12 protein-coding genes are annotated in these 13,126 nt (G+C 60.8%); 2 read left to right on the forward strand and 10 right to left on the reverse strand.

From position 1 onward, the window contains the following. Positions 1–21 precede the first annotated feature (21 nt). Genes trpC through ACP7CZ_RS24630 form a run of 3 tightly spaced genes read right to left on the reverse strand, consistent with a single transcriptional unit; the run spans position 22 to position 2,507 of the window. Entirely contained in the window at positions 22–858 is an 837-nt protein-coding gene (trpC, locus tag ACP7CZ_RS24620) for an indole-3-glycerol phosphate synthase TrpC (RefSeq protein ID WP_034128811.1), read from the reverse strand. Then, positions 855–1,904 carry an anthranilate phosphoribosyltransferase gene (trpD, locus tag ACP7CZ_RS24625; protein WP_003194694.1) on the reverse strand — a complete coding sequence of 350 codons (1,050 nt, stop codon included), beginning with the start codon at positions 1,902–1,904 and terminating at the stop codon, positions 855–857. Before trpD ends, trpC begins: the two co-directional genes overlap by 4 nt. A 9-nt stretch (positions 1,905–1,913) precedes the next feature. Then, on the reverse strand, positions 1,914–2,507 hold the full coding sequence (locus tag ACP7CZ_RS24630; RefSeq protein WP_032895052.1) for an aminodeoxychorismate/anthranilate synthase component II: 594 nt from the start codon (positions 2,505–2,507) through the stop codon (positions 1,914–1,916). Between the two features lie 411 nt (positions 2,508–2,918). On the opposite strand from ACP7CZ_RS24630, the gene estP reads away from it, so the two are divergent. Further along, positions 2,919–4,841 (forward strand): esterase EstP, encoded by a 1,923-nt coding sequence (estP, locus tag ACP7CZ_RS24635; RefSeq protein WP_054896804.1) that lies wholly within the window; start codon positions 2,919–2,921, stop codon positions 4,839–4,841. A gap of 122 nt (positions 4,842–4,963) precedes the next feature. Here estP and trpE read toward each other — a convergent pair whose 3' ends face one another. From trpE to ACP7CZ_RS24655, 4 genes are all read right to left on the reverse strand, one after another. After that, positions 4,964–6,445, reverse strand: a complete 1,482-nt coding sequence (trpE, locus tag ACP7CZ_RS24640) for an anthranilate synthase component I (RefSeq protein WP_089041429.1) — start codon at positions 6,443–6,445, stop codon at positions 4,964–4,966. A gap of 69 nt (positions 6,446–6,514) precedes the next feature. After that, complete coding sequence (locus ACP7CZ_RS24645) at positions 6,515–7,333, reverse strand: phosphoglycolate phosphatase (RefSeq protein ID WP_044269436.1); 819 nt, start codon at positions 7,331–7,333, stop codon at positions 6,515–6,517. Beyond that, positions 7,330–8,004, reverse strand: coding sequence for a ribulose-phosphate 3-epimerase (gene rpe / locus ACP7CZ_RS24650; RefSeq protein ID WP_003194703.1), 675 nt, complete (start codon positions 8,002–8,004; stop codon positions 7,330–7,332). The genes ACP7CZ_RS24645 and rpe overlap by 4 nt, the downstream gene beginning before the upstream one ends. Before the next feature lie 84 nt (positions 8,005–8,088). Then, entirely contained in the window at positions 8,089–9,237 is a 1,149-nt protein-coding gene (locus tag ACP7CZ_RS24655; RefSeq protein WP_003194705.1) for an iron-containing alcohol dehydrogenase, read from the reverse strand. Positions 9,238–9,450: 213 nt separating this feature from the next. On the opposite strand from ACP7CZ_RS24655, the gene ACP7CZ_RS24660 reads away from it, so the two are divergent. Then, positions 9,451–10,425, forward strand: coding sequence for an alpha/beta hydrolase family protein (locus ACP7CZ_RS24660; RefSeq protein WP_054920687.1), 975 nt, complete (start codon positions 9,451–9,453; stop codon positions 10,423–10,425). A gap of 168 nt (positions 10,426–10,593) precedes the next feature. Here ACP7CZ_RS24660 and ACP7CZ_RS24665 read toward each other — a convergent pair whose 3' ends face one another. The 3 genes from ACP7CZ_RS24665 to ACP7CZ_RS24675 are packed head-to-tail and all read right to left on the reverse strand — an operon-like array spanning position 10,594 to position 13,059. After that, the gene (locus ACP7CZ_RS24665) at positions 10,594–11,361 is read right to left on the reverse strand and encodes a TerB family tellurite resistance protein (RefSeq protein WP_054920689.1); all 768 of its coding nucleotides are present in this window, start codon (positions 11,359–11,361) and stop codon (positions 10,594–10,596) included. A 1-nt stretch (position 11,362) separates the two neighbouring features. Next, positions 11,363–12,037, reverse strand: coding sequence for an N-acetylmuramate alpha-1-phosphate uridylyltransferase MurU (gene murU, locus ACP7CZ_RS24670; RefSeq protein ID WP_054920691.1), 675 nt, complete (start codon positions 12,035–12,037; stop codon positions 11,363–11,365). Continuing rightward, on the reverse strand, positions 12,034–13,059 hold the full coding sequence (locus ACP7CZ_RS24675) for an aminoglycoside phosphotransferase family protein (RefSeq protein WP_019817796.1): 1,026 nt from the start codon (positions 13,057–13,059) through the stop codon (positions 12,034–12,036). The genes murU and ACP7CZ_RS24675 overlap by 4 nt, the downstream gene beginning before the upstream one ends. Positions 13,060–13,126: the final 67 nt, after the last annotated feature.

The raw sequence follows: 13,126 nt of genomic DNA on the forward strand, positions 1-13,126 counted from the left end.
CAGTTCCGAGCGTATTTCAAATCAGTCTAGTGTCGAACCGCTGATCGTCGTACCGCGCTCCGGGAAGAACAAACGCTGCAGTTCCGCCCCCGGGTTCTCGGCGCGCATAAAGGTCTCGCCCACCAGGAACGAGTACACACCACTGATTTCCATCAATTCCACATCGGCGCGATTGACGATGCCACTCTCGGTAATCACCAAGCGATCGCGCGGAATACGCGGCAGCAGGTCGAGGGTAGTTTCCAGGCTGACGTCGAAGGTATGCAGGTTACGGTTGTTGACGCCCACCAGCGGAGTATCGAGGGTCTTCAATGCGCGCTCCAGCTCGTCGCCGTCATGCACTTCGACCAACACGTCCAGGCCGACGCTTTTGGCCACGGCCGCCAGCTCGGCCATCTTCACGTCATCCAATGCCGAGACAATCAGCAACACGCAGTCGGCACCCAAGGCACGAGCTTCGACGATTTGGTACGGGTCGACCATGAAATCCTTGCGGATCACCGGCAGCTTGCACGCAGCGCGCGCCTGTTGCAGGAACGGGTCGGAACCCTGGAAGTAGTCAATATCCGTCAGCACAGACAAGCAGGTTGCCCCACCCTTCTCGTAACTGACGGCGATCTCAGCGGGTACGAAGTGTTCGCGAATCACGCCTTTGCTCGGCGAGGCTTTCTTGACCTCGGCGATCACGGCCGGCTGCTTGAGCTTGGCCTGGGCGATCAAGGCATTGGCAAAGCCGCGTGGTGCCTCGGCGCTTTTCGCCTGCGCTTCCAACTCGGCCAGGCTCACCCGGGCACGGCGCTCGGCCACTTCTTCAGCCTTACGGGCCAGGATCTTTTCCAGAACAGTTGGCACACTCATCCTTCATTCTCCATCTTGAATACGGCGGTGAATGCTCCCAGCTCTTCGAGCTTCTCACGAGCCAGGCCGGTGTGCAGCGCATCGTGGGCCAAGGCGACACCTTCCTTGAGACTATAGGCATGGTCAGCGGCGTAAAGGGCTGCGCCAGCATTGAGCACAATCATCTCCGCAGCTTTCTGACCGTTTTCGGTCTTGCGACGCCCCAGGGCATCACGAATCAATTCCAACGAAGCTGCCGGGCTTTCCACCGCCAGGCCGTGCAAGCTCTGGCTTTTCATACCCAGGTCTTCGGGCTCGACCCAATATTCGGTGACCTCGTCGTTCTTCAGCTCCGCCACGAAGGTCGGCGCCGCCAGGCTGAACTCGTCGAGGCCATCCTTGGAATGCACCACCAGCACATGCTTGCTGCCCAGGCGTTGCAAGACTTCGGCCAGCGGCCGGCACAGCGCCTGGCTGAACACGCCTACCACCTGGTGCTTCACACCGGCCGGATTCGTAAGCGGGCCGAGCATGTTGAACAGGGTACGCAAGCCAAGGTCCTTACGCGGGCCGGCAGCGTGTTTCATTGCGCCATGATGGGACTGGGCAAACATGAAGCCGATACCAACGCTGTCAATGCAGCGCGCTACTTGCACCGGCGTGAGGTTCAGGTAAATACCGGCCGCTTCCAGCAAGTCGGCACTGCCGCTCTTGCCAGACACTGCACGGTTACCGTGCTTGGCGACGGTGCAACCAGCGGCGGCCACCACAAAAGATGAGGCGGTCGACACGTTGAAAATATTCGCACCGTCACCGCCGGTGCCCACCACATCGACGACGCCGTCGAGAGTCTTGAGCTCGACCTTGTCCGCCAGCTCACGCATCACCGACACCGCACCGACTATTTCGTCGATGCTTTCGCTCTTCATGCGCATCGCCATCATAAAGGCGCCGATCTGGGCATCGGTGCATTGGCCGGTCATGATCTCGCGCATCACATCGCTCATTTCCGCGGTGCTAAGGTCCAGATGGCCGACGATACGGCTCAGGGCAGTCTTGATATCCATGAAAAGTCCTTAGCGCGTGCCGCCGCTCTGCTTGAGAAAGTTGGCGAACAGCTCGTAGCCCTGCTCGGTCAGGATTGATTCAGGGTGAAATTGCACCCCTTCGATGTTCAGCGTCTTGTGACGCAAGCCCATGATCTCGTCGACCGAGCCGTCTTCCAATTGGGTCCAGGCGGTCAGTTCCAGGCATTCGGGCAAGGTTTCACGCTTGACCACCAGTGAGTGGTAACGGGTCACGGTCACCGGCAGGTTCAGGCCGTGGAACACGCCCAGGTCACGATGGAACACCGGGCTGGTCTTGCCGTGCATGACCTCCCGCGCGCGCACCACATCACCGCCAAACGCCTGGCCGATGGACTGGTGGCCCAGGCAGACGCCCAGGATCGGCAGCTTGCCGGCGAAATACTGGATAGCTTCCAGAGAGATGCCCGCCTCGGTCGGCGTGCACGGGCCAGGTGAGACGACGATGCGCTCGGGGTTCAACGCGGCGATTTCGGCAACAGTGAGTTCATCGTTGCGCACCACCTTGACCTCGGCACCCAGCTCGCCCAGGTATTGCACAACGTTGTAGGTAAAGGAGTCGTAGTTATCAATCATCAGCAACATGTGGGTTCAAACCTCTTGAATTCACTGATTTCAAATGACCGCCTTCCAAGAGTGTGACCCGCTGCCAGACACACGTTCCGGTTGCCAGGGTGAGTTGGCAAGGGGCGTCAGGCAACGGGTGAAGAAGGCAAATCGGTACAGGTCCGGCCAGGCCGGCAGAGAAAAATGTCAGGCGCGCCAACGCCAACGGGCGTGTGCCTTGACTACTCGCATCAAGAGTTTGCTGATGATCAACACGGGGAGGGTCTCATTCATACGTTCAGGCACAGTAACGTAGGCTCGCCAGCGGTGCAATATGGAGCCGCAAATACGGGGGCCAACGTAGGCAGATTCCACATCTCCCTACAGAAAATGCTAGAAATTTTGCTAGTGTTTCACTTCCAACATAAAAACAACCGAATGGAATCTTGCATGCTCAGACCAGCGTTTTTCACGCCCCTTGCCGGCTGCCTCCTGTCATTGGCCTGCGCCCAGGCGTTCGCAGCCCCGTCACCTTATTCAACCATGGTGGTTTTCGGCGACAGCCTGGCTGATGCAGGCCAGTTTCCCGACGGTTCGGCCGGTGCCACGTTGCGCTTTACCAATCGAACCGGGGCGAACTTCCAGGGTGAGTACGGCCTGGTCTCCTCAACCCTATTGGGTGCCAAATTGGGGGTAGCCCCCAATGACCTGAATGCCTCCACCTCCCCCGTTCGCGCAGCCCAAGGTTTGCCAGACGGGAACAACTGGGCAGTGGGTGGTTACCGTACAGACAATATCCTCGACTCTATTACCTCAGTCTCCGATGCTGCGATTCCCCCCGGCAATGCCGGTGGTGGCACCGTGTTGCGCAGCCGGCAGGGCTATTTGCCGGCCAATGGTGGGAGAGCTGACCCGAACGCGCTCTACTTCCTTTCCGGTGGGGGCAACGACTTCCTCCAAGGCCGGGTACTCAGCCCCGCTCAAGCGGTCGCCGCAGGTGGGCGTCTGGCGGACAGCGCCCAGGCCCTGCAACAAGCCGGCGCACGCTACATCATGGTCTGGATGCTACCCGACCTGGGGCTGACGCCGGCCATCAACGGCACCCCACAGCAAGCATCGACCTCGGCCCTGAGCAATATTTTCAACCAGTCCCTGGTACAGCGCCTGTCACAAGTGGATGCGCAGGTTATTCCGCTGAACATCCCGCTGTTGTTGAACGAGGCTTTCGCCGATCCGGCCCGCTTCGGCCTCGCCACCGGCCAGAACCTGACCGGCACCTGCTTCAGCGGCAACAGTTGCACCGCCAACCCAACCTACGGCATCGGCGGTACCAATCCGGACCCGACCAAGCTGATCTACAACGACTCGGTCCACCCGACTGTGGCCGGGCAACGCTTGATTGCCGACTACGCCTATTCGCTACTCGCCGCGCCGTGGGAACTGACCTTGCTGCCGGAAATGGCCCAAGGCACATTGCGCGCCCACCAGGACGAGGTGCGTAACCAATGGCAAGCAGACAACGGCAGTTGGCAAGCCGTCGGCCAATGGCGCGCCATAGTGGCCGGCGGCGGCCAACGCCTGGATTTCGATGATCAGAGCAGCTCGGCCAGTGGCGACGGCAGCGGCTACAACCTGAATATCGGTGGCAGCTACCGGCTCGATGAAAACTGGCGCGTGGGCGTTGCCGCTGGCCTGTATCGGCAGACCCTCGAAGCCGGTGCCAATGATTCGGACTACAAGCTCAACAGCTATATGGGCACGGCTTTCGCTCAGTATCAGCAAAATCACTGGTGGGCCGATGCCGCATTGACCGGCGGCAAGCTGGACTTCGACAGCCTCAAGCGCAAGTTCGCCCTGGGTGTCAGTGAAGGCTCGGAGAAAGGTGATACCGATGGCTGGCTCTGGGCACTGAGCGGCCGCGTGGGGTATGACATCGCCACACCGGGCAGCGACTGGCACCTGTCGCCGTTCATCAGCGCCGATTACGCGCGGGTTGAAGTCAATGGTTACTCGGAGAAAAACAGCCGCTCCACCGCCCTGACCTTTGATGATCAACAACGCGACTCCAAGCGCCTGGGCGTCGGCCTGCAAGGCAGCTACCGCATCGCGCCGCAAACCCAGGTTTTTGGCGAAGTTGCACACGAGCATGAGTTTGAAAATGACACCCAGAAGGTGAACATTTCGCTCAACAGCGTCCAGGGAATCGACTTCAAGCTGGACGGCTATACGCCTCGCAGTAACTCTGACCGCTTGAGCCTGGGTGTCAGCCACAAGCTGACTCAGGACCTGGCACTGCGCGCGGCGTATAACCTGAGGAAGGATGACAATTTGACCCAGCAAGGCATCAATGTCGGGGTCAGTCTGGATTTCTAAATACTGCGCAAAACAAATGTGGGAGCTGGCTTGCCTGCGATGGCGGTGGATCAGTCACTGAATATCTCAAGTGACACACCGCCATCGCGGGCAAGCCCGCTCCCACATTTTTTATTCCAGCTTCAGTCTTGTGGAGTTTGCTCTGCCAATGCCACGGCACGGAACATCGCTCGGCGCTTGTTCAGGGTTTCTTCCCACTCAAGGGCCGGCACCGAGTCCGCCACAATCCCACCACCAGCCTGCACATGCAGTTCGCCATCCTTGATCACGGCCGTGCGGATCGCAATGGCGGTGTCCATATTGCCGTTCCAGGCAAAATACCCGACGGCGCCGCCGTAGACACCACGCTTGACCGGCTCCAGTTCGTCGATGATTTCCATCGCACGGATCTTCGGCGCCCCCGACAATGTGCCCGCCGGCAAAATCGCCCGCAGTGCGTCCATCGCCGTCAGCCCGGCCTTCAGCTCGCCGGTGACGTTGGACACGATATGCATCACATTGGAATACCGCTCAATGACCATCTTCTCGGTCAGTTTCACCGAGCCGATTTCCGAGACACGCCCGGTGTCGTTGCGCCCCAGGTCGATCAGCATCAGGTGTTCGGCGATTTCCTTGTCGTCGCTGAGCAGGTCTTCTTCCAGCGCCACGTCGGCTTCTTCGGTCGCGCCACGGGGGCGCGTGCCGGCAATCGGGCGCACGGTGATCAGGTTGTCTTCAACCCGCACCAGCACTTCCGGCGAACTGCCGACGACGTGGAAGTCGCCAAAATTGAAGAAGTACATATATGGCGTCGGGTTGAAGCAACGCAGTGCGCGGTACAGATCAATCGGCGCCGCCTTGAAGTCGATGGACATGCGTTGCGACGGCACTACTTGCATGCAGTCACCGGCGAGGATGTATTCCTTGATGGTATCGACGGCGCGCTCGTAGTCATCCTGGGTAAAGCTTGAGCGGAACACCGGGTCGGCCGCAGGTGGGCGGCTGAGGTCCAGGCCGCGACGCGGAGTGATCGGCTGGCGGAGTTTCTCAAGCAGCGCTTCCAGGTTGGCCTGGCCTTGCTCGAAGGCATCAGCCTGGGCAGGGTCGGCAAGAACAATCGCATGCATCTTGCCGGCGAGGTTGTCGAACACCACCACCGCGTCGGACACCATCAGCAAAATGTCCGGCACGCCCAGCGGGTCCGGGTTCGGGCATTTGCCCAAGCGCTTCTCCACATAGCGCACGCAGTCATAGCCGAAGTACCCCACCAGGCCGCCATTGAAGCGCGGCAGGCCAGCGATGGTCGGCACGTTGTAGCGCGCCTTGAAGGTTTCGACAAAAGCCAGCGGATCTTCTACGTCATGGCTTTCGATCTCCACGCCATCATGGGAGATGCTCACATGATGGTCGTGTACCCGCAGCACCGTACGGCATGGCAGGCCAATGATCGAGTAACGACCCCACTTCTCACCGCCCTGTACCGACTCGAGCAGGTAGGAGTTGGGCTCGTCGGCCAGCTTCAAGTAGATCGACAGTGGCGTATCGAAGTCGGCCAGGGTTTCGCAAGCCATGGGGATACGGTTATAGCCGGCAGCGGCCAAACGCAGGAATTCTTCGCGGGTCATGAGGTGCCTCGTGGTGTGAGGGTCAAACAGTCAGGTAGGCAAACGTGCCGCAAACGCGGCCAGGATCAGTCAGGCGCGCCAACGCCAGCGGGCCAGGGCCTTGATGACTTTCATCCAGAGTTTGCGAGTGACCACCACGATGGAATTTCCAGAAGGGGACGAATCAATGTCGGGCAACGTTATCTCAGCGCCAGCGCCCAAGCAACCGGGGATTAGCAGTCGCAGGTCATCAATCACCAGCGCGGGGGACTCCTCCGCAATCGGCCGGCCATGGTTGTAACCATAACTCAAGGCCACACACTGCACGCCCGCCGCCTTGGCCGCCAGCACATCACTGCGTGAATCGCCGACAAACAGCGACTGAGACGCCGGAATATTGGCCATTTTCATTACGAAAAACAGCGCCGCCGGGTCGGGTTTTTTCTGCGGCAAGGTATCGCCGCCGATGATCCAGCGGAAGTAGCGACCGATTTTCATCTGGTCCAACAACGGCGCAACGAAGCGCTCCGGCTTGTTGGTGATCAGGGCCATTTCCACGCCCTGCTTGCTCAACCACTTGAGGGTATCGCGCACACCGGGGTAAACCACGGTCAGTTCGTGGCTGCTTTCATAAGCGGCATTGAACAGTTCCAAGGCATGTTCTGCCTCGACCTCATCCACACCCGTGGCATCGATGTCGTTGGCCAGGGCCCGGCGCACCAACATCGGTGCGCCATTGCCAACCCATTCGCGCACCGACTCGATCCCTGCCGGCTTGCGCCCCAGCTTGAGCAGCATCTGGTCCACCGCGGCCGCCAGGTCAGGCACCGAGTCGATCAAGGTACCGTCCAGATCGAACATCACCAGCCGTGGCAATTTGCCGGGGAACAACTGCTCAAAACCGCTCATGGACGCGCCAGCGCCAGTTCGGCACGCATCTTGTCGATGACGGCCTGGTAGTCCGGGGCGTTGAAGATAGCAGAGCCGGCCACGAAGGTATCGGCGCCCGCTGCGGCGATCTCACGGATATTGTTGACGTTGACCCCGCCGTCGATTTCCAGGCGAATGTCACGCCCCGACGCATCAATCAGCGCACGGGCCTCACGCAGCTTGTTCAAGGTGCCAGGGATGAACTTCTGCCCGCCGAAGCCTGGGTTGACGCTCATCAGCAAGACCATGTCGACCTTGTCCATCACGTACTCAAGCACGCTCAGCGGAGTAGCCGGGTTGAATACCAGGCCCGCCTTGCAGCCGCCTTCGCGGATCAGTTGCAGTGTGCGGTCAACGTGCAGCGTGGCTTCAGGGTGGAAGGTGATGTAAGTCGCACCCGCCTCGATGAAGTCACCGACGATACGGTCTACCGGGCTGACCATCAGGTGCGCATCAATCGGCGCAGTGATGCCGTACTTGCGCAACGCGGCGCACACCATCGGGCCGATGGTCAGGTTGGGTACGTAGTGGTTGTCCATGACATCGAAGTGCACGAAGTCGGCACCGGCGGCCAACACCTTGTCCACTTCCTCACCCAGGCGGGCGAAGTCGGCAGAGAGAATCGATGGAGCAATGACGAAGGGCTGCATGACGCACCTTTTTTGAGCTAAATCACGATGGCGCGCATTGTATACCTCATGCTTTGCTGCGCGCACCGTGACCTATCTCAACGGTTAGTAAGCTGCGCGGTAGATTTTTTCGATATCGGCGGCGCTGAGCTTGCGCGGGTTGTTGCGCATCAAGCGCTCAATGCCTGCGGCTTCGCTGGCCATGGCCGGGATGGCGTCCTCGGGCACGCCGAAACTGCGCAGGCCGGACGGGATCTCCACCGCCGCACACAGCCGCGTCATCGCCGCTACAGCCTGGTCAGCAGCGTCATTCACACTCAGCCCGGCGATATTGACGCCCATGGCCTGGGCGATGTCCTGCATGCGCTCGACGCAGGCCAATTTGTTCCAGTGCATCACATACGGCAACAACAGCGCGTTGCTTACGCCATGGGCAATGTTGAAGCGCCCACCCAACGGGTACGCCAGCGCATGCACGGCACCGACGCCAGCGTTGCCAAAGGCCATGCCGGCCATCAGGCTGGCGGTGGCCATGTCGTCACGGGCCTGCAGGTTCGCCGGATTGGCGTAAGCCTTAGGCAACGCGCTGGCAATCAATTTGATCGCACCGATGGCCAGGGCGTCGGTAATCGGCGAGGCATTCAGCGACAGGTAGGACTCGATGGCGTGCACCAAGGCGTCCACGCCACTGGCGGCCGTGACACCGCGTGGGCAGGTCAAGGTCATTTGCGGGCTGATCAGCGCAACGTCCGGCAGCAAGTAATCGCTGACGATGCCTTTTTTCAGCTGCGCCGCCTTGTCGGACAGTATCGCCACGTTGGTCACCTCCGAGCCGGTGCCGGCGGTGGTGGGGATGGCGATCAACGGCGGGCCTTTGCGCGGCACCTGATCGACGCCAAACAAGTCCGCCAGCGCGCCGTGATAACCGGCATAGGCCGCCACGCTCTTGGCGATGTCAATGGCACTGCCGCCGCCCACACCGATCAGGCCGTCATGCCCGCCTTCGCGGTACGCACGCATGCAGTCTTCGACGATGGCAATTTCCGGATCGGGCAGCACACGGTCGAAGATTTCGTAGGCTCGATCACCCAGATGCTCCAGGGCCAGCGCCACGGTGCCGGACTGGACCAGCGCGGCGTCGGTGACGATCAACGGATTATCCACATCCAGGCGCGTGAGTTCGGCAGCCAGTTGTTCGATGGCACCTGCGCCGGTCAGCAGTTTGTGGGCGATCTTGAATGAGGAAGTACTCATGTGCGCGGCCTCTTATGAATGATGGGCTGGCACAAGAATAGCCGCACCTGGCGTGTTGTCTGCCATTCACTGGTTGAATGGTCGCACCGCGCCCATCAAGGCAGCCAACAAACCGCCGATAATCTGTTGGTAATGAGAACCGCGCCTCATACCCCTGACAAATACCGACCAACCCATTAGGCTGCTGGAATCACTTCTGGCCGGGAATCAACGATGCTTTTTCTTCACCGTTCGGCACTGCCAGCACTGTGCCTGTCACTCCTGTTTACCAGTGTCTTGCCTGTTCAGGCCGAGGATGCGCCCTCGCCTGCCGTCGAAAAACCGGCTGAACGCCAGCCACTGTCCGAGCGTAGCCAACAAGAAGCCAGTGCGCTCGAACGGCAGGTGCCGCTGCAAGAGCAACAGCAATTGCAGGCGGGTAGCGAGTCGTTCCTGGCGCTGTGGAAACCCGCCAACAGCGCCGAAGCCGAGGGTGTGGTGATCCTCATACCAGGTGCTGGGGAGAACGCGGACTGGCCGCAAGCAATCGCGCCTCTGCGGCGTAAGTTGCCGGACGCCGCCTGGGGCACCCTCAGCCTGTCATTGCCTGACGTCAGTGTGGATACCCTGCCGCCACGGCTCATCGAACCGCCGAAAGCGGCGGTCGATACCAGCAGCAAGGAAGGCAGCACCGCTGCCAAGCCGGTCGAACAGGCCGCCAGTGCCGAGGCCGAAGGCACTGACCCGGCGGTGGTGCCGGGGGCGGATGAGCAGGACAAGACCGACGCCAAGCGCATCTTCGACCGTATCGACGCCGCCGTCGCCTTCGCCCAGACCCAAAGCGCCCGCAGTGTGGTGTTGCTCGGCCATGGAACCGGGGCCTGGTGGGCGGCACGCTACCTGAGCGAGAAACAACCCTCCCAGGTGCAGAGGTTGGTGATGGTGGCCGGCAAGACGCCTGCGGCTCGCCAACCAGACCTGCAACAACTGGCGCCGGTCTTGAAGGTGCCCACGGCGGATGTGTTCTATCAAGAAGACGCCCAGGACCGCAAAAACGCTCAGGAGCGACGCCAGGCGGCCAAGCGCTCGAAGAATGACAGCTATAAACAGGTGTCGCTCACGGCGTTGCCCGGTAATAGCGCGGCAGAGCAAGAGCAGTTATACCGCAGGGTTCGCGGCTGGTTGAGCCCACAGGGCGGCGCAGACTGACACTCCGCTATCGGGGGCAACATCGCTTTCTGTAGGAGCGAACTTGCGAAAACGTCAACGATAATGCGTGCTTCCTGAATAAACGCGGCCCCTGGGAGTTTTTCGCGAGCAAGCTCGCTCCTCCAATCAGGGCTTGCCACTGCCACATAGAGTTGAGTGACTATAGCCTCAGCGAAAATCGCGCCGCTCACGAATCAACGCATAGGCGTTATGCAATTCACGGGTTCGTTCAGTCGCCTCCCGTACTTGCGCGGGGCTGGCACCCGTGCCGGCGATCTTGTCCGGATGGTGACGGCTGAGCAGGCGGCGGTAGGCGCGCTTGATCACCGAAGGCTCAGTGGTTGCCGTCACCCCCAGGATACGCAACGCCTCCTGATAGGCCCCCCCACGATTGGCCACTGGCTTGCGCTCCGGCGCGTAATCGGTCGCCAATGCCTGCAGCTGCTGCGGCGTCCAGCCCAGCCACTTGCCCCACTGGTCGATCAGGTCGCGCTCGGCAGCATCCGCCCGACCGTCCGCCCACGCCATGCGCCAACAGGCGCGCAGCACGCCTTCCGCCGCATGGGGCTGCGTCTTGAGCACCCGCAGGTAACTGCGTACACGGTCACTGCCGGACTTGCCACGGTTGAAGGCGCTGATCGCGCGGCGCTGGGCCGGCTCACTCATGTCCAGTGCGCGCATTTCCTGGCGCGCTTGCTGGATATGCCCATCGACAACCCGGCCATTACTCTTGGCCAGGCGTCCCAGCAGCACGAACAACAGCTCGTCGTTGCGCAAGGCCGGACGCCCACCCAGGCGCTCACGTAACTGCGCCCAACTGTGCAATTGCAAGCGACGATCCAAGGCCTGCCCCAGCAATGCCCCCAACAAAGCCCCCGGAATACTGGCAATGGCAAAGCCAGCCCCGGCGCCGATCAGCGTCCCTGGCCACAACATCCTAGCGTCCCTTTGTCAGCAAGGTTTCGACCTGCGCCAGTCGCTCCAGCGTCCCCACATCCACCCAGCGTCCTGCCATGTGCTCCCCCGTTACCAGACCTTTGGCGATGGCCTCGCGCAACACCGGGGCCAACTTGAAGGCACCGGCGCTGCAACCCGCGAACAACTTGGGGTCGAGCACTGAAATGCCACTGAAGGTCAGGTTATCGGCACCGGGCGCGGCATCATGAAGCACACCGTGATCCAGGTAGAAATCCCCGCCCGACGGGTGGTGCGCAGGGTTGTCGACCATCACCAAGTGCGCCAGGCCCCGGATCGGCTGCTTGAGCTGGGTGAAATCGTAGTCAGTCCAGATATCGCCATTGACCACCAGAAACGGTTCGTCGCCCAGCAGCGGCAATGCCTGGAATATGCCGCCCCCCGTTTCCAGCGGTTCTCCCTCCGGGGAGTAGCGGATGCGCAGACCGAACTGGGCACCGTCGCCCAAGTAGCTTTCGATCTGCTCGCCGAGCCAGGCGTGGTTGATCACGATCTCGGTAAAGCCGGCCTTCGCCAAGGCTTCAAGGTGATACTCGATCAGCCGCTTGCCGCCGGCTTGCACGAGCGGCTTGGGCGTATGCAGGGTGAGCGGGCGCATGCGCTCGCCCTTGCCCGCCGCCAGGATCATCGCCTTCATACGCTGGCCTCAGCAGGTTCGCGCAGGCTGGCGAGCAATTCGCCCAGGTCACTCAACTCAGGTCGGTCGGCCAGCACCGCTTCTATATAAGCAAAGAAACGCGGCACGTCGGCCAGGTAGCGTGGCTTGCCGTCGCGGTGGCAGATACGCGAAAAAATGCCGATAACCTTGAGGTGACGCTGCACGCCCATCAGGTCGCTGGCACGCAGGAACTCTTCAAAGTCGTCCTGTACGGGAATCCCCAACTGCCCGGCGCGCTGCCAATAGCCGCGCTGCCATTCACGCACGCGGGCCTGGGGCCAACTGAGGAAGGCGTCCTTGAACAGGCAGGTGATGTCGTAGGTCACTGGGCCGTAGACCGCGTCCTGAAAGTCCAGCACGCCGGGGCTCGGCTCACTGATCATCAGGTTGCGCGGCATGTAGTCGCGGTGTACCAGCACCTTGGGCTGGGCCAGGGCGCTGTCGATCAACTGCTGGCTGGCACGTTGCCAGAGGGCTTGTTGCTCAGGGTCGAGGTCGATGCCCAGGTGACGACGCACGTACCATTCCGGGAACAGTTCCAGCTCGCGACGCAATAAGGCCACGTCATAGCTGGGCAACGGCGCATCCATCGGCAATTGCTGGAAAGCCAGCAGCGCTTCGATGGCATCGGCAAATAATTGATCAGCATTTTCACCGTCAATCACGTCCAGATAGGTTTTTCTGCCCAGGTCATTGAGCAAAAGAAAGCCACGGGGCAAATCTTCTGCATAAATTTTTGGCACATTTATTCCCGATTTCGCGAGCAAATGCGCAATATCGACGAAAGGTTTGCAGTTTTCCTGGGGGGGTGGCGCGTCCATGACGACGAACGTATGGGCACCGCCCTCCCATCGAAAATAACGCCTGAAACTCGCGTCGCTGCTGGCCGCGGTCAATGTGGCCGGGGGCACGGGGCCCCAGTCCTGAGCGTTGAAGAGGATCGGCAACTGCTCATCCAGCCAGACTTCCAGCTGTTGTAAACGTAGATCTTGCTCGGGCATTACAAGGGTCTCCGACGGCGCTAGCCGTCAAGCGGGGCATGCTTTATTATCACGCATCTTTTTCAGA

Source organism: Pseudomonas sp. DWP2-2, assembly GCF_049897065.1.
In the GTDB taxonomy this organism is placed as follows: Bacteria; Pseudomonadota; Gammaproteobacteria; order Pseudomonadales; family Pseudomonadaceae; genus Aquipseudomonas; species Aquipseudomonas paracarnis.